Raw genomic sequence first — 16,812 nt, 5'->3', positions numbered from 1 at the left:
CTGTTAGTATTATTGTAGTAAATCAATTTGTGGAAAATGGAAATGAGGAGAAACTCTTTCCATACATAGGTAAGGGTGGAATGAATGACGAAAGAAAAGAAGAAAAAGAATCATGTCCCTATACGTCTGAACGCCTTGTTTCTTGCGGTGTTCTTTCTTTTCTCAATATTAATTTTCCGTCTGGGGTATGTACAGATTGTCCAGGGGGAAGAGTATCAGCGCTCGGCGGATAAAAAGGATAATGTAACCGCACGGCTGGATGCGCCGAGAGGGAAGATGATGGATACGGAAAACCGTGTAGTGGTGGATAATAAACCGGTATATTCCATTACGTATACACGTACACAGAAAACAAGTGCGGAGGACCGTGAAGCCATTGCTGAAAAGTTGGCTGGTTATATCAAAAAAGATACAAAAAATGTAACAGAGCGGGATAAAAAGGATTATTTTATCTTTTTGCATCAAAAGGAAGTAGAAAGCCGCATTTCGCCTGCTGAAAAAAAGCAATTGAATGATGATCAGTATTACAAACTTATGCTTGACCGCATCACCAAAAAGGATCTTGATTCCTTTACTTCTCACCAAATTGAAGTACTGGCAATCAAGAGGGAAATGGACAGCGGTTATGCCCTGACACCACAGCGTATAAAAATCGGTGCAACTCAAAAGGAGATCGCCACGATCAGTGAGCATCTTTCCGAGCTGCCCGGCATTGATATTAAGCCGGATGCCAAACGGGATTATCCATATGGTGATACATTCAAAGCGTTGTTTGGACAGGTGAAACAAATTCCTTCCAGCAAAATGGATTTTTATTTATCACGGGGAAACGAACGAAATGATTTAGTCGGAACAAGTTTTCTTGAAGAGCAATACGAATCTTTGCTCAGAGGAAAAAAATCAAGCGTTAAATATGTAACAGACAAAGCAGGCAACCCGGTTGGCGAACCGGTAGAAGTAGAAGGTTCACGAGGCAAGGACCTTACGCTTACCGTTAATATGGAGCTTCAGCAGAAAGTGGAAGACGTTATTGAAAAAGCCATGAAAAAAGCAAAATCCGGTGGTTCTGCCTATGCCAACCGAGATTTAACGGAAGCTTATGTCGTTATGATGAATCCTGAAAATGGAGAGATTCTTTCCATGGCGGGAAAAAAATACGATAAAAAAACCGGCCAATATAAAAACGCGCCATTCGGTACTGTGTATAACTCGTTTGAAATGGGTTCAGCGGTAAAAGGTGCGACAGTGCTCACTGGATTGCAGCAGGGGGCGATTACACCAGCCACGCATTTCTACGATGCTCCACTCGTATTCGGTGACGGAAGAAAAATGAAATCAGCGCACTCCGGTCTTGGCAGCATCGGACCTGTGGAAGCACTCGAGGCTTCTTCCAACGTTTATATGTGGCATGTCGCAATGAAGCTTGCTGGCTATGACTATTCACATAAACGGTTTATTGACCACCACGTAGACGAGGCGTTCAGAGTACTGCGGGATTCTTACAGCCAATTTGGTCTCGGCGTACCAACAGGTATTGATTTGCCTTCTGAGGCGACAGGCTATAACACAGGAATGAGCGATCAGCTTGCCCAGGCGATGTTCTTTGCCATCGGACAGTTTGATACGTACACACCGCTGCAGATGGCCCAGTATGTATCGACCATTGCCAACAATGGCTACCGGATGCAGCCGCATCTTTTAAAAGAAGTGCGGGAACCTTCCACTCAACCAGGGAAGCTTGGCAAATTGGATTATAAATTTGAACCGCATATTATGAACAAAATTGAAATGAAACAGGAATACCTCGATGTGGTCCATCAGGGCTTCCGAGAGGTTATGGTGGGAAGCCATGGTACGGCGGCTGCGTATTTTAAAAACAAGAGTTATCAGCCGGCAGGAAAGACAGGTACTGCTCAGGTTGATGTAAAGTCGGGATTAAACAATAAAACCCTTGTTGGTTATGCACCGTATGACAACCCGGAAGTCTCATTTGCGGTTGTGGTTCCAAAGGTCCGAGAAGGTTCGATCAACCTTGAGATTGGTGCAGGGGCACTTGATGCCTATTTTAAATTGAAAAAAGACGGAAATAAGACGAAATAACTAGCTGTTTGTAAAGAAAACGCGTCCTTTGGGCGCGTTTTTTTGTGTGCATAAATCATTTTTTGCCAGAAACACTAGTACAGATGTCGTGCTTTCTTTACAATCTCTTAACATTAGGTTCAAACAGCATTAATAATGGTCGCTTATTGTAGTAGATGTAAAGTGATTAACCGATTGTTGGGGGTGGGCGATAGAGACAAAGACAGTATAGAAATAGCAAGATCTCTATCAATAAAAAATCTTTTAAAACATGTGGAGGGACCTAAGACAATGAAGAAAATGAAATCCGTTTATCTTTTGGCAGTAATGGCTTTGATTCTGGTTGTTGCCACGGCATGTGGGAACAAAGGCACAGAGGGGAACGCAAACGGCGACAGTAAATCGGCATCCGGTTCAATTGTTGTTTCCGGTTCAAGTGCAATGCAGCCGCTTGTAGCAGCAGCCGCTGAACAATTCAAAGAAAAGAACCCTGATGCTGACATTCAAGTACAAGCTGGCGGAAGCGGAACAGGCTTAAGCCAAGTGTCAGAAGGCGCGGTTAAGATTGGTAACTCTGATGTTTTTGCTGAAGAGAAAGAAGGCATCCCGGCGGACAAGCTTAAAGATCACCAAATCGCAGTAGTCGGTATGTCTGCAGCAGTAAACCCTGAGGTAGGTATTAAGGATATTTCCAAAAAAGACCTGATTAAAGTCTTTACTGGCGAAGTGAAAAACTGGAAAGAGCTTGGCGGAAAAGACCAAAAGATTGCATTGATCAACCGTCCGGACTCCTCTGGAACACGTGCTACTTTTGTAAAATATGCTCTTGATGGCAAAGAACCGGTCGAAGGTGCAGCAACAGAAGATTCTTCAAACACTGTTCAAAAATTGATCAAGGAAACACCTGGAGCCATCGGGTACCTTGCATTCTCTTACTTCACTGACAACAGCGGCATTACTCCGCTTAGCATTGATGGTGTAAAACCGACAGACGAAAATGTTCAAAAAGGTAAATTTCCGATCTGGGCTTATGAGCACTCCTATACGAAAGGCGAGCCTAAAGGATTGGAAAAAGAGTTCCTTGACTATATGATGAGTGACGAAATCCAACACAATCTTGTACCTGAGCAAGGATATATCCCTGCTAACAAAATGGAAGTTAAGCGTGATGCAGAGGGTAAGATTACAAAGAAGTAACGGATTAAACCGTTAAGCAGCCTGAAATCAGGGTAAGTGTCCGATGAAAGTGGATATTTACCCTGTTAGGGCGTTTTGGGGAGGTACGAAAATGGATAACAAAACAATGACCCTGGCAGCCAGTCAAAGGCTGCTAAAGAAATCAAACAAATCCGCGCTACAAAAAGAGAAGCGGGGAAAATACCTGGTGTTGGCCAGTGCTCTATTGATTATCACGGCAACTATTGCAATTACCATTTTTCTTGGTTCCAAAGGGTTGCAGGCATTTATCAGCAACGGCGTAAGTATATATGAATTTTTAACCAGCACGAAGTGGAATCCAACTGCTGAGAATCCATTGTATGGTGCGGTTCCGTTTATACTAGGATCTTTTGCAGTAACCATTCTTTCCGCTTTAATAGCGGCTCCGCTCGGTATTGGCGGCGCCATCTTCATGACGGAAATTGCTCCTTCATGGGGAAAAAAGATTCTTCAGCCGGTTATCGAGCTGCTTGTTGGTATTCCATCTGTTGTTTATGGATTCATCGGCCTTTCTGTTCTCGTTCCGTTCCTTCGGGAAACGGTTGGAGGACAAGGATTCAGCTTGCTGGCTGGAATGATCGTTCTCTCCATTATGATTTTGCCAACCGTCACAAGTATTGCCACAGACGCGATGAGTTCTCTTCCAAAAGGACTGCGGGAATCATCCTATGCAATTGGTGCAACACGGTGGCAAACGATCTGGAGAGTACTCGTTCCGGCAGCTATGCCTACGCTTTTAACAGCCATCGTTCTTGGAATGGCCCGTGCCTTCGGAGAAGCACTGGCGGTTCAGATGGTTATCGGTAATGTTCGTTCCTTGCCTTCTGCTATTACTGATCCATCGGCTACACTGACGACCATTATTACGTTGAATATGGGACACACGACCTTTGGAAGTGTTGAAAACAATGTTCTTTGGTCTCTTGCCCTTATTTTGTTGGTTATGTCCTTTATCTTTATACTGTTGATCCGTTATCTTTCTTCAAGGAGGCAGTTCTAATGAACAGTAAAGTTGCAGACCGTATCGCAACCACGATTTTTTACTTGATTGCAGCGACCATCGTAACCGTACTGGTGGGACTGCTAGGCTATATCATTTATCATGGTTTCTCCAAACTGAATTTGGATTTTCTAACGTCACCGTCCAGCTCATTCAGAGCGGGAGGGGGAATTGGCAACCAGTTGTTTAATTCTTTCTATATCCTTTTTTTAACCATGGTGTTCACTGTACCTCTTGGTCTTGGTGGCGGCATTTACATGGCTGAGTACGCACGTCCAGGAAGGCTGACGAACGCCATTAGAACATGTATTGAAGTACTGGCTTCACTTCCCTCTATTGTAATCGGCATGTTTGGATTGTTGATGTTCGTTAACCTGACAGGCTGGGGTTACTCCATTCTTGGTGGTGCCCTTGCACTTACCGTATTTAACCTTCCTGTTATGGTCCGTGTGTGTGAAGACGCATTGCGTACAGTGGCAAGAGATCAAAAAGAAGCGAGTCTGGCCCTGGGAATCACTCACTGGCACACCATTAAAACGGTTCTTTTACCTGCAGCCTTTCCAAGCATCCTGACAGGAGCGATTCTTGCTTCCGGACGTGTATTCGGGGAAGCGGCTGCATTGCTGTTTACAGCAGGATTAACAACACCAACACTGGATTTCTCCAATTGGAATCCGTTTGATGCGACATCGCCTTTGAATATTTTCAGGCCGGCTGAAACCCTGGCTGTCCATATTTGGGCTGTCAATACACAAGGACTGATCCCGGATGTTCGAGAAGTGGCGGATGGTTCTTCTGCTGTGCTGATTATTTCTGTGTTGCTTTTCAACCTGCTTGCCCGCTGGATTGGCAGTATCGTACACAAAAAGATAACAGCTTCTAAATAAATTTTTAGAAATTAGGTGGGGTAACATGAAAACTGTGATGGAACCAAAACGAACGAATACAACTTTTGCCGAACAGCCGCTAACAGAAAAAACAGAGAAGAAGCCGGTTGCTTTGGATGTTAAACATTTAAATATCTATTATGGTGAGAACCATGCTGTAAAGGATGTTAATTTTTCGATTGACCAAAATACGGTTACAGCATTGATCGGTCCTTCAGGGTGCGGGAAATCTACATTTCTGCGCTCAATCAATCGGATGAATGATCTTATTCCGGGTGCACGGAGCACAGGAGAGATTCAGTATGATGATGTCAACCTGATCGGTGATGACATCAATGTCGTGGCACTGCGAAAAGAGATCGGTATGGTGTTCCAAAAGCCAAATCCGTTTCCAAAGTCCATTTATAACAATATCGTTCATGCGTTAAAATTTAACGGAATCCGTTCGAAGAAAAAGCTCGATGGAATTGTGGAAGAAAGTTTACGCAAAGCTGCATTGTGGGATGAGGTAAAAGACAGGCTGCATGAATCCGCGCTTTCCTTGTCGGGAGGACAGCAGCAGCGTTTGTGCATAGCGAGAACACTGGCCATGAAACCGAATATTCTGTTGCTCGATGAGCCTGCGTCAGCACTGGACCCTATTTCCAATGCCAAAATTGAAGACTTGATCATGGGATTGAAAAAAGAGTATACAATTGTCATCGTAACACATAACATGCATCAGGCTTCCCGTATTTCGGACAAGACTGCGTTTTTTTTAAATGGTGTATTAGTGGAATTTGACAAGACCGATAAAATTTTCACCAATCCATCCAAAAAAGATACGGAAGATTATATTACCGGACGGTTCGGATAAGGGGGGAAGAAAATGGGACAAGCAACAGCAACACAACCAGTAATGGAAAAACCGGTTTTTGATATCAGGAATTTGAATTTATGGTACGGCAAAAACCTTGCATTGAAGGATATTGACTTTAAAATTTACAATAATGAAATTACAGCTATCATCGGTCCATCCGGTTGCGGGAAATCTACGTTTATTAAAACCTTGAATTTGATGATCCAAAATATCCCCGGTGTAAGAATGTCTGGTGAGATTAATTATGAACAAACAAATCTGCTGCATGACAGGGTGGATCTGGTGGATTTACGGAAAAAAGTGGGGATGGTTTTTCAAAAAGCCAACCCATTTCCGAAATCCATTTACGAAAATGTGGCGTACGGGCCAAAAATCCATGGGATTAAGAAAAAAGGAAAATTGGACGAAATTGTAGAACGTTCATTAAAAGATGTATTCTTATGGGATGAAGTGAAGGATCGCCTGAATACATCTGCTTTAGGTCTATCAGGTGGACAGCAGCAGCGTCTATGTATTGCGAGAGCTATCGCTACAACGCCGGATGTCATTTTGATGGATGAGCCGACTTCTGCACTCGATCCTATTTCAACTATTAAAATAGAGGAACTGGCACTTGAACTGAAAAAAAATTATTCGATTGTCATGGTTACGCACAACATGCAGCAGGCAGCACGTGTTTCCGACCGAACGGCCTTCTTCCTGATGGGTGAACTGATCGAATATGATCAAACAGACAAGATCTTTTCGGCTCCTTCTGACAAGCGGACAGAAGATTATGTTACAGGGCGGTTTGGATAAAAATTAGAGGAGTGAAAAGCAGATGGTTGTACGGGAAAACTTTCAGATTCAATTGAACGAATTAAAGGCGATGCTTGTGGAAATCGGAGAACTTACCGAGCACGCATTAAAAGAATCAATTGAAGCTCTTAAAGAACAGAATGTAGACAAAGCTCTTGAAGTGATTGAGAATGACCAGCGGATTAATCAACTGGAGGATGAAATCAATGACGCTGCCATTTTGCTGATCGCCAAGCAGGCACCAGTAGCCTCAGACCTACGGAGAATTATTGCCGCCATCAAAATCTCTTCCGATGTGGAACGGATGGCTGATTTTGCGGTAAATATTGCTAAATCGACCATTCGCATCGGAGAGAAGCCGCTGATTAAACCTTTGGTTGATCTGCCCCGAATGGCGGAGATTGCCATTGGCATGCTCTCCGATTCCATTAAAGCGTATGTGGACGAAGATGTTGTATTGGCGAAGAATCTTGCTGATACTGATGATTCCGTTGATGAGCTCTATGGGAAAATCATCAGGGAGCTTTTGGAACTGATGACCAAGCATCCGGAATCTCTTGCTCAGATTACACAGCTGTCGTTTGTATGCCGTTATATTGAACGTACAGCAGACCACGCCACCAATATTGCTGAAAGTATTATTTTCCTGGTAAAAGGCAAACGCTATGGTTTAAACGAATAGACGCAAAGAAGGGAGCCTGTACGCTGCAGGCTCCCTTCTTAATATTTTAAAGGTTATGTGATGGCATCGGCGAGTTTTTTAAAGTCCATGCTGCTGTTGACCTTAAATGTACCAAATCGGACTTGGCCTTCAAGTTTGTTTTTGCGCAAGTATTTCAGGAAAGACTTGCTGTCTTTAATAATGTTCTCATTTTCGAGAAAGTTACAAACCTCTCCAGTGCTCATACCTCTTGTCACATGAAGGGTCGCTTGATAAACCTTTGGTTTCTCTTTCTCTTGTTTTCCTTCATCAGGCTTCTCCTGCCCTTGCGGTTCAGCGGCCGCAGCCACCCGGTTTTCTTTCAGACGCTGCAATTCTTCGGTCGTAATGGCTGTCATGTTCTTTGAATGTAAATATGTATTGACTGTGCTGTCGTTTAATTCGGCCTTTACTTCCTTTTCGGGTGGCGTTTGTGAATAATATACGCCTGCGATCAATCCGGAAGATATAATCATTCCCGCAGCGAAACCTCGTAGTGTTGTATTTGTCATTCTCAAATCCCCAGTATTTTAGTATTTAGATTTATTTTGCGTTGGCATTGCATCTTCAATGACCTTTAGCTTCTTTTTTAGCTGGTACATTTCTTTTAAAATTTGTATTGAAAAATTCTCTAGCTGTACTTCCAGATTGTTTCCTTTATCTTTTCGATAAGAGATGGCAAGAAGAATCAGTCCTAAAGCCAACAAGGAAAAAATAATGATATTCATATAAACCTCCTCATATTTAACCTGCCCCTTATTTTTTATACCATAGTATTCCTTTGAAATGTAGATATTTCGCCAAATCGTTAAACTTTTTGCGGTATTTCGACGAGGATTTCTGCGTTATTTCCAGTATGAAGAAGCTGGTGACACGTCTCTTGTAGAATTATGCCAATTTATCCCTTGATTTTGTCGAATGAAGTGAATTCAAGCGGTTACAAAAAATTTACATTATTGATTTTCTTAGACAGGACAAGCAACCAACAAAATTCTACAAATTCTGTATATTGTGAAAATAAATGCATAATGATACGATGTTTTCAAATAATTCGGTAGGCTTTTAAAAGTATTTTGGTAGAAGTGGCAGGCGATTGGAGACAAAAAACCGGGGTGAAGAAAATGATTAATGAAATTGTCAAAATGAAGGAAAAAGGGCTGACTCTTCAGCAGATTGCCGATAGGATGAACCTCTCGATCGGCAAAGTCCAATACCGGTGGAACAAATACCGTCAGGAAGCTGGTAAAGCATCGGAGCCAAACAGCAAAAAGGAAGGCAATGTTCAGGAAAAACCGGCTGAACCGAGTGAAATGATTGTAGATCCGCCCAAGATTCATTGGGTAATGCCGTATGAATTTGACGAAGATACTCTATTTGCGATGGTGCAGTCTCCAACGAGTATTTTTGTCTATTGGAGCATTTCAGCCATGAAGCGACAAATGGTAGAACATCATTTCCGGACCAGCTGGAACAACCTTCCCAAAAAGATGAAAATCTACGATGTTACAGATATCATCTTCCAAGGACATAACTCTCATCGAAGCTTTGAAATTGACCTTCCGGAAATGACTAACAATTGGTTTTTGCAGCATTTGGAGCCAGACCGTACGTATGTGGTCGACATTGGCACCAAAACGTTCGATGGAAGCTTCTTTACTGTATTGAGATCAAACCCTATTGAAACCCCGCGAGACGTTGCGAACGACCATCGAACACAAAACGTGCTGAATTGGAAAAACGGTAATGCATATGAACCGGAGTGGATGGAGAATTTCAGCAGCTATTCATACTATCAAAAAATCAGATAGGAGCTTTTAACCGATGAAAAGTGGATATTTCACATTTATACTGCATGCCCATCTTCCATATGTTAAGCACAAGGAAGCCAATCGCCTGGAAGAGCGGTGGGTATTTGAAGCAATGACAGAAACCTACATTCCGTTGCTTTGGGCGCTTGACCGCCAGCCTGAAGGTTTTACGTGGAGTATTTCCTTTTCTCCCCCAGTAATGGAGATGCTGTCAGACCCTGTGCTTCAACGAAGATATCTGGAGTATCTGGACAGCATCGATCATTTAATCAAAAAAGAAAAGCTTCGATCCCTTGATCAAGAAGAAACCGAAGTGATTCGGTTTTACAGCGGCCGATATGAAAACATCCGCGAGACATTCTTCAAATGGAATCAGAATTTGCTCGCTGGATTTAAGTATCATCACCAGCGTGGGGCGGTTGAATGCTTTACAACAGCAGCAACTCATGCCTTTTTGCCTTATATTCAAACCCAGGAAGCGCTGGAGGCCCAGGTGGATATGGGGATCAAAACCTTTAAGAAATACTTCGGTGAAATGCCAAAGGGCTTTTGGCTGCCTGAATGTGCATATACTCCTGGCATTGATAAGCTGCTCCATCAAAAAGGCATAAGATATACGTTTGTAGATGAACAAACTCTCCTGAACAGCAGTCCAAGAGCGACAAGAGGTATTGGATCCCCCGTATTCTCACCGCACGGAATCGCGCTCTTTCCAAGAAACCGCGAAATATCAGGAAAAGTCTGGAGTTCAGTCGACGGATACCCTGGAGACCCCGACTATCGGGAGTTTTACCGCGACATTGCTTATAACAGGGATCTTGATTACATCCTTCCTCACATTCACCCCGAAGGAATCAGGATTGACACAGGTTTGAAGTATCACAGGATCACCGGGCCTGTTGAACAAAAACAAATTTATATTCGCGAATGGGCGGAAGGAAAAGTACAGAAGCATGCAGAGCATTTTGTTCAAACACTGGAACATACGCTCGGCGAAAAAGAAGAGGAATGCTTTCCTCCGCATTTGATTACTGCACCTTTTGACGCAGAGTTATTCGGTCACTGGTGGTATGAGGGAACAGACTGGATTTCCGCTGTCCAGGAAGCCTGCAAGGGAAGGGTGGAATGGATAACACCGAATTCATTCATCAACCGTCATTATCAAGACTTGCAAACGGTACATGCCTCGTTTTCAACATGGGGCAGGAATGAATACGGAGAGGTCTGGTTGAACGAAAAAAATGCCTGGATGTACCGCCATTTGCATAAATGCGAAAGAGAAATCATTACAGCTGCCGCCACCCATTCGCCGCTTACGCCGGTTACCAAACGCTACATCAAGCAGATGATCCGGGAATGGATGCTTGCCGCAAGTTCAGACTGGGCATTTATTGTCGACAATGAGACGGCCGCACAATATGCGAATGAGCGTTTCAACACACATATTGAACGCTTCCATATCATTAGAGAAATGTTAAATCAATCACCTCAAGACACAGCAGCCATAGAAGCTTTTGAACAGGACTTTCCGTTTTTAAACGATATTGATACCAGCTATTTTGAAACTCCTCATGACCAATATATCCAACACCATCACAGCTCTATTTCTGAAACAAACAAATTAAAAATTTTAATGCTTTCATGGGAGTTCCCGCCAATGGTTGTCGGCGGACTGGCCCGGCACGTATTCGATCTCGCCAAAACGCTTGTAAAACAGGGTCAGGAGGTACACGTTATCACGTGTCATGTGGATGGATATCCATCCTACGAAGTGAATCAGGGAATTCATGTGTACCGTGTACAATCCAATCAGCCACAAACGGATCAATTTTTCCATTGGACAGGAAGTTTGAATCTGGCTATAGCGGACCAGGGAAGGGAATTGGCGAAGAAAATTAACTTCGACTGCATTCATGCGCACGACTGGCTCGTCTGTGTAGCGGCCAAGGGTCTGAAGCATGAACTGAACATTCCGTTGATTGCCACCATCCATGCAACGGAACATGGACGAAACAATGGCATTCATAATGCGCTTCAATACGAAATCAATCAGAAGGAATGGGAGCTTTGTTATGAAGCGAGCGAAGTGATTGTTTGCAGCCCATACATGAAAGATGAAGTGGCGACCGTATTCAGTGTTCCGGAGGATAAGATCACGGTCCTTCCAAACGGGGTCGATCCTGAATTAATACAAACGGAAGAAGTGACCGATGGCTACCGGTTTAAGGAATCGCATGAAGTGCTTGTGTTTTCTGTCGGCCGTGTCGTAAAAGAAAAAGGATTTCAAACCATTATTGATGCGGCTCAATTAATCCGGCAGCAAAATCACAATATCAAATTTATCATTGCCGGAAAAGGACCGATGCTCGATGAATATCGCAGCCGGGTCCATCAGGAAGGACTCGAAGGCACTGTCACCTTCAGCGGTTTTGTCTCAGATGACGACCGTAACCGGCTGCTGTCTGAATGTGATATCGCGTTGTTTCCAAGTTTGTATGAACCTTTTGGCATTGTGGCACTGGAGGGAATGGCTGCAGGAAAAGCAACCGTTGTTTCAGACACTGGCGGCTTGAAAGACATTGTCCGTCATGAAGAAACCGGATTGAAAATTTATCCGGGTAATGCAGAAAGCCTAGCATGGGCAGTCCTCACGCTTGCTCAAAATGAACATCTGAGGCGCACTCTCGCCAGCAACGGCAAAAGAGAAGCGGAAACTGTTTTTAACTGGAATAAAATTGCTCAACAAACTAGCGCATTGTATGAACAATGTTTACAAAAAAATCCGGTATAAGGGGCTGTGTATAAATGAAAGGTGTAATAATGGCTGGGGGAAAAGGAACCCGTCTTCGTCCGTTAACTTGCAATTTACCTAAACCAATGGTGCCGCTGCTTCATAAGCCTGTTATGGAGTACAGTATAGAATTGCTTAAAAAATACGGCATTACTGATATTGCTGTCACACTTCACTATATGCCTGAAGCGATCAAAAATTATTTTGGTGATGGCAGTGATTTCGGAGTGAATCTCCATTATTTCGAGGAAACCACTCCACTTGGAACAGCGGGCAGTATCAAGAATGCCGAAGAGTTTTTGGACGAGCGCTTTATTGTGATCAGCGGTGATGCATTAACTGACTTTGATCTGTCAAAAGGCATTAATTATCATGCTGAAAAGGATTCACTTGTGACCATTTTTATGAAACAGGTGGAGTCTCCGCTGGAATACGGCGTTATTATGACCAATCAGGATGGAGAAATCATCCGTTTCCTTGAAAAACCAAGCTGGAGCGAGGTCTTCAGTGATACAGTCAACACCGGAATTTATGTACTTGAACCGGAGATTTTCAACTATATGGAGAAGGACGTACAAACCGATTTCAGTAAAGACCTGTTCCCTCTTCTCATGAAAGAAGGACGCCCGCTGTACGGGTTCCCTGCGGAAGGGTACTGGTCCGATATCGGCAGCTTGCAGCAATACCGCCAGTCACACCGCGACATGCTCGACGGACTGGTTAATCTGCCATTTTCGGGCCACGAAATCGATAAAGGAATCTGGGTTGGAAACAATGTGGTCATTGAAGAAGGGGCAAAGCTGGAACGCCCGGTTCATATAGCAGACGGTGCGGTTATCCGATCAGGTGCAGATGTGAAAAGCTACTCCGTTATTGGCCGAAACAACGTGATCTCCTCCCAGGCATCCTTAAAAAAGAGCATCCTCTGGCATGATGTGTATGTGGGTTCAGAGTGTGAGCTCAGAGGTGCCACACTTGCCAACGGTATCATGGTCGAACAGGGAGCCACCATTTATGAGCATGCTGTTGTGGGTAACCACTGCAAAATCGGAAAACGCTCCACCTTAAAACCGGAAGTGAAAATCTGGCCGGAAAAAGAAATTTATGATGAAGCGCTGGTTCATACCTCATTGATCTGGGGACGCAAAGCTACCAAATCGCTGTTCGGCGGACGCGGGGTTTCCGGTATTGCCAACGTGGAAATTACACCGGATTATATCGCAAGACTTGCATCAGCCTATGGAGCAGTGCTTCCACACGGATGCCACATTGCCATTGCAAGCGATTCCCATTCTTTTTCAGAGCTGATCAAAGGGGCCTTCATTCAGGGACTTTTGTCTTCCGGAATCAATACATGCGACACAAGCCCAACTGTGGCACCTGTTGTTCGGTTTGCGATAGAAGAAGAGAACCTCCAGGGCGGTGTGTACATCCGGTTCTCGAACAGAGGCGGAGAGAAGCAGGTGTTTATTGAGTTCTATGACCACAAAGGACTTCCTATCCACCCTGACTTTGAGAGAAAGATTGAAAACGCTTATTGGCAGGAAGATTACCGGCGTGCAGCCTTTGACATGATCGGAAAGGGGACATACAACAATTTCAAAAATGAGGAATATATCGAAGCGCTCCTTCAAACGGTGAACACAAAGCGCATCAGAAATTCCAAGTTTCGAATTGTCGTAAACTATAACCACCAGCCATATTTGAGCTTTATTCCGATTCTTTTCAACAAACTGGACTGCGAATTTTTAACCGTGCCTTCCCAGACGGGAGCAGAGGAAATGGCATCATTTGTGCGGGTGACCAATGCCAATCTCGGTATTCTGGTTGGTGAAGCGGGAGAAACACTCAGCCTGATTACAGAATCCGGAAAGCTGCTTGATGAAGAAACAATGCTTTCCCTATATGTTCTGGTAACCTTCTATGAAGGAAAACAAAATGAAATGGCGATTCCAATTTACGGATCATCCGATCTTGACAGCCTGGCCGGTCGTCTGAACGGAAGGCTCATCCGAACAAAAGCGAATCCGCGGTCGATCATGGAAGTGGGCAGTGGAGTGATGAACTTCCAATACGATGCACAGTATGCGCTTATTCACATTTTGGAAATGATGTCGACCCAGCAGATTTCGCTGTCTGAACTGGTCGATCTACTTCCGAATGTAAATATGCTGAGAGAATATGTACCTTGTCCGTGGGATAAAAAAGGAAAAGTCATGAGACGCTTAATGGAAGATATCCGCGATAACAATGTAGAACTGGTTGACGGGATTAAAGTCTTTCATCCGCAGGGAGGATGGACATTGATACTGCCGGATGTGGAGCAGCCGATCTTTACCGTCTATTCCCAGGGATCGGATATGGATCAAGCGAAAGAAGCTGCAGCGGAATTTATCAACAAAATCCGGCAGTATCAGCAGGTCTGATCCAATATGCCAAGGGAGCTTGTGGCCGGAAACGGCAAGATTCTCGTTAACATCGATCAGCATCTTCAGATCAGAGATATCTATTACCCATATGTCGGACAACAAAATCACGTACAAGGACATGCCAACAGAGTGGGGATTTGGTCAGACGGCCAATTCTCCTGGCTTTCCTCTGAATCTTGGTCGATTCACAATGATTATCATAAAGATTCTCTTGTGACCTGCTGTACAGCAGAAAATAAGCAGATGGGCCTCCGCCTCGTTTTTGAGGACGGAGTTCATCAGCGTGAAAACATGTTTGTACGAAGAATTAAAGTAACGAATACCTCACCTCATGAAAAAAAGATCCGGCTGTTTTTTCACCAAGATCTTAATATTTATGAAACAGAAGTCGGGGACACTGCATATTTTGCTCCTGATTCAAAATCCATTGTTCACTATAAAAAGAACCGCTACTTTTTGTTTAATGCCCTTTTTGGCAATAACGGAATCTCGCAGTATACGACCGGTATTAAACGGTTTCAAAGTGCAGAGGGTACCTGGAAGGATGCGGAGGACGGATCCCTGCATATTAATCCTATTGCACAGGGGTCTGTGGACAGTACCTTTGCTGTGGAACATACCGTAGGCGGAGAGCAGACGGTTGAAGCCTTTTATTGGATGACGATCGGCCGCAACCGTGATGAAGTAGTTGCCCTGAATGACTATGTCCAGGAAATCGGCCCTTCTTTAACTATTGATAAAATTTTGATCTACTGGCGAAGGTGGGCAAACAAGTCTCACTTACCGGAAACCGACCTGAGTGATGAAATCCTTTCTCTCTATAAACGAAGCCTTCTTATTGTGCGGACACAGACCAATGAGAATGGCTATATCATGGCTGCAAATGATTCTGATATCCAGCAGTATAACAGGGACCATTACAGCTATATGTGGCCAAGGGACGGTGCGCTGGTTGCGGCGGCAATCGCCAAGTCAGGTTACCAGGGAATGGTGAAAAACTTCTACCGACGGTGTTCCGATGTCCTTACAAAGGAAGGCTATCTGCATCATAAATACAATCCGGACGGCTCCATTGGTTCGAGTTGGCATCCAACTATTGGGAAGAACGGTAAGGAGCAGCTGCCTATTCAGGAGGATGAAACAGCTCTTGTATTATGGGCATTCTGGGAGCATTATAAAGAGACTGGTGACATTGAATTTGCACAATCTCTTTACCGGTCGCTGGTCAGACCCGGAGCTCGCTTTTTACTGGGATTCATGGATGCAGCATTGGATTTGCCAAACCCTTCGTACGATCTTTGGGAAGAAAGACGAGGCATTTTTTCCTTTACATGTGCGGGTGTTTACGGTGGTTTGATGGCTGCACATAATTTTGCTCTTTTATTTGGAGAGGATGACCGGGCGGCCCGTTATAAAACGGGTGCAGAGCGCGTGAAAAAAGGGATTGAAACGCATCTGTATGATGAAGAGGCGGGCCGGTTCCTGCGCGGAATCTACCTTGATGAAGAAACCCGCGAAATCAAAAAAGATTATACGATCGAAAGCAGCATTTACGGCCTGTTTGCCTTTGGGGTGTTTTCTCCTGACGATCCGCGCATCTGTTCCACCATGGAAGCGATTGAGCGTGAGCTCTATATCAAAACGGATGTCGGCGGTGTTGCCCGTTATTTTAACGACTATTATTTTCAGCAGACCCATGAGGTGGAGAAAGTTCCTGGTAATCCATGGATTATCTGCACCCTTTGGCTGGCAAAGTGGAAAATCTATACGGCACAGCGTTTATCGGAATTGCAGGAATGCCGTCGCTATCTTGATTGGGTGGCTGATCATGCGTTTACGAGTGGGGTTCTTCCCGAACAACTGCATCCTTTTACCGGTGATCCGCTCTCAGTAGCACCGCTGACCTGGTCTCACGCCACGTTTGCTGATGTGGTCGTGGATTACATGCAAGCTTATGAACGTCTTCGATAAATACCACTTGCTGAAAATGAATGTGTCTGCTATTATATTAAAGTATGAATTAATTTGGAAACAAATCAATCAAAGCAGTACACCATTTTTGTAATGGTTAAGGTTTGGAGGGAAAATACATGCGTGTAAACATCACTCTTGCTTGCACTGAGACTGGTGATCGTAACTATATCACTAAGAAAAACAAGCGTAATAACCCAGAGCGTTTGGAGCTTAAAAAATACAGCCCACGACTAAAAAGATACACATTGCACCGTGAAACGAAGTAATGT

The 16,812-nt window shown here is 44.0% G+C and carries 14 protein-coding genes; 12 read left to right on the top strand and 2 right to left on the bottom strand.

Annotated elements, in window-relative coordinates; genetic code table 11:
• Positions 1-84: 84 nt before the first annotated feature.
• The 7 genes from BLT53_RS09405 to phoU all read left to right on the top strand — a co-directional run bounded on the left by BLT53_RS09405 (position 85) and on the right by phoU (position 7,523).
• On the top strand, positions 85-2,100 hold the full coding sequence (locus tag BLT53_RS09405) for a peptidoglycan D,D-transpeptidase FtsI family protein (RefSeq protein WP_090234363.1): 2,016 nt from the start codon (positions 85-87) through the stop codon (positions 2,098-2,100).
• Positions 2,101-2,370: 270 nt separating this feature from the next.
• A complete protein-coding gene (locus tag BLT53_RS09400) occupies positions 2,371-3,276 on the top strand; it encodes a phosphate ABC transporter substrate-binding protein (protein ID WP_090234362.1) in 906 nt (301 codons plus the stop codon).
• Between the two features lie 106 nt (positions 3,277-3,382).
• The gene (pstC, locus tag BLT53_RS09395; RefSeq protein ID WP_244520479.1) at positions 3,383-4,297 is read left to right on the top strand and encodes a phosphate ABC transporter permease subunit PstC; all 915 of its coding nucleotides are present in this window, start codon (positions 3,383-3,385) and stop codon (positions 4,295-4,297) included.
• Positions 4,297-5,184, top strand: a complete 888-nt coding sequence (gene pstA / locus BLT53_RS09390; protein WP_090234360.1) for a phosphate ABC transporter permease PstA — start codon at positions 4,297-4,299, stop codon at positions 5,182-5,184. Before pstC ends, pstA begins: the two co-directional genes overlap by 1 nt.
• 25 nt (positions 5,185-5,209) lie before the next feature.
• Complete coding sequence (gene pstB / locus BLT53_RS09385) at positions 5,210-6,040, top strand: phosphate ABC transporter ATP-binding protein PstB (RefSeq protein ID WP_090234358.1); 831 nt, start codon at positions 5,210-5,212, stop codon at positions 6,038-6,040.
• Between the two features lie 12 nt (positions 6,041-6,052).
• Positions 6,053-6,841 (top strand): phosphate ABC transporter ATP-binding protein PstB, encoded by a 789-nt coding sequence (gene pstB / locus BLT53_RS09380; protein ID WP_090234357.1) that lies wholly within the window; start codon positions 6,053-6,055, stop codon positions 6,839-6,841.
• A gap of 22 nt (positions 6,842-6,863) precedes the next feature.
• Positions 6,864-7,523 carry a phosphate signaling complex protein PhoU gene (phoU, locus tag BLT53_RS09375; RefSeq protein WP_090234356.1) on the top strand — a complete coding sequence of 220 codons (660 nt, stop codon included), beginning with the start codon at positions 6,864-6,866 and terminating at the stop codon, positions 7,521-7,523.
• A 53-nt stretch (positions 7,524-7,576) separates the two neighbouring features.
• Here the strand turns inward: phoU and BLT53_RS09370 are convergent, their stop codons facing one another.
• Together BLT53_RS09370 and BLT53_RS09365 are read right to left on the bottom strand one after the other, a co-directional pair.
• Positions 7,577-8,053, bottom strand: a complete 477-nt coding sequence (locus BLT53_RS09370) for a hypothetical protein (RefSeq protein WP_090234355.1) — start codon at positions 8,051-8,053, stop codon at positions 7,577-7,579.
• Between the two features lie 18 nt (positions 8,054-8,071).
• Entirely contained in the window at positions 8,072-8,269 is a 198-nt protein-coding gene (locus tag BLT53_RS09365) for a hypothetical protein (RefSeq protein ID WP_090234353.1), read from the bottom strand.
• Between the two features lie 393 nt (positions 8,270-8,662).
• On the opposite strand from BLT53_RS09365, the gene BLT53_RS09360 reads away from it, so the two are divergent.
• The 5 genes from BLT53_RS09360 (at position 8,663) to rpmG (ending at position 16,809) form a co-directional block, all read left to right on the top strand.
• A complete protein-coding gene (locus tag BLT53_RS09360) occupies positions 8,663-9,349 on the top strand; it encodes a DUF4912 domain-containing protein (protein WP_139168386.1) in 687 nt (228 codons plus the stop codon).
• Between the two features lie 13 nt (positions 9,350-9,362).
• Complete coding sequence (locus tag BLT53_RS09355; protein ID WP_090234350.1) at positions 9,363-12,140, top strand: 1,4-alpha-glucan branching protein domain-containing protein; 2,778 nt, start codon at positions 9,363-9,365, stop codon at positions 12,138-12,140.
• A 14-nt stretch (positions 12,141-12,154) separates the two neighbouring features.
• Positions 12,155-14,566: a sugar phosphate nucleotidyltransferase gene (locus BLT53_RS09350; RefSeq protein WP_090234349.1), complete on the top strand. Its 2,412-nt coding sequence runs from the start codon at positions 12,155-12,157 to the stop codon at positions 14,564-14,566.
• 6 nt (positions 14,567-14,572) lie between these two features.
• Positions 14,573-16,540, top strand: a complete 1,968-nt coding sequence (locus BLT53_RS09345; protein WP_090234347.1) for a glycoside hydrolase family 15 protein — start codon at positions 14,573-14,575, stop codon at positions 16,538-16,540.
• Positions 16,541-16,659: 119 nt separating this feature from the next.
• Positions 16,660-16,809: a 50S ribosomal protein L33 gene (gene rpmG, locus BLT53_RS09340; protein WP_061971060.1), complete on the top strand. Its 150-nt coding sequence runs from the start codon at positions 16,660-16,662 to the stop codon at positions 16,807-16,809.
• Positions 16,810-16,812 lie beyond the last annotated feature (3 nt).

The sequence above is a fragment of the Fictibacillus solisalsi genome, assembly GCF_900103485.1.
GTDB lineage: Bacteria > Bacillota > Bacilli > Bacillales > Fictibacillaceae > Fictibacillus_C > Fictibacillus_C solisalsi.
Note: the sequence above shows the minus strand (reverse complement) of the source record. Positions and strands in the feature narration are given on the sequence as shown.

What these genes read in the sequence shown, in the direction of transcription:
- pstA (WP_090234360.1), top strand. Translation starts at nt 4,297, where the DNA reads ATGAACAGTAAAGTTGCAGACCGTATCGCAACCACGATTTTTTACTTG.
- BLT53_RS09405 (WP_090234363.1), top strand. Translation starts at nt 85, where the DNA reads ATGACGAAAGAAAAGAAGAAAAAGAATCATGTCCCTATACGTCTGAAC.
- BLT53_RS09400 (WP_090234362.1), top strand. Translation starts at nt 2,371, where the DNA reads ATGAAGAAAATGAAATCCGTTTATCTTTTGGCAGTAATGGCTTTGATT.
- BLT53_RS09355 (WP_090234350.1), top strand. Translation starts at nt 9,363, where the DNA reads ATGAAAAGTGGATATTTCACATTTATACTGCATGCCCATCTTCCATAT.
- rpmG (WP_061971060.1), top strand. Translation starts at nt 16,660, where the DNA reads ATGCGTGTAAACATCACTCTTGCTTGCACTGAGACTGGTGATCGTAAC.
- phoU (WP_090234356.1), top strand. Translation starts at nt 6,864, where the DNA reads ATGGTTGTACGGGAAAACTTTCAGATTCAATTGAACGAATTAAAGGCG.
- pstB (WP_090234358.1), top strand. Translation starts at nt 5,210, where the DNA reads ATGAAAACTGTGATGGAACCAAAACGAACGAATACAACTTTTGCCGAA.
- BLT53_RS09360 (WP_139168386.1), top strand. Translation starts at nt 8,663, where the DNA reads ATGATTAATGAAATTGTCAAAATGAAGGAAAAAGGGCTGACTCTTCAG.
- BLT53_RS09370 (WP_090234355.1), bottom strand. Translation starts at nt 8,053, where the DNA reads ATGACAAATACAACACTACGAGGTTTCGCTGCGGGAATGATTATATCT.
- pstB (WP_090234357.1), top strand. Translation starts at nt 6,053, where the DNA reads ATGGGACAAGCAACAGCAACACAACCAGTAATGGAAAAACCGGTTTTT.
- BLT53_RS09345 (WP_090234347.1), top strand. Translation starts at nt 14,573, where the DNA reads ATGCCAAGGGAGCTTGTGGCCGGAAACGGCAAGATTCTCGTTAACATC.
- pstC (WP_244520479.1), top strand. Translation starts at nt 3,383, where the DNA reads ATGACCCTGGCAGCCAGTCAAAGGCTGCTAAAGAAATCAAACAAATCC.
- BLT53_RS09350 (WP_090234349.1), top strand. Translation starts at nt 12,155, where the DNA reads ATGAAAGGTGTAATAATGGCTGGGGGAAAAGGAACCCGTCTTCGTCCG.
- BLT53_RS09365 (WP_090234353.1), bottom strand. Translation starts at nt 8,269, where the DNA reads ATGAATATCATTATTTTTTCCTTGTTGGCTTTAGGACTGATTCTTCTT.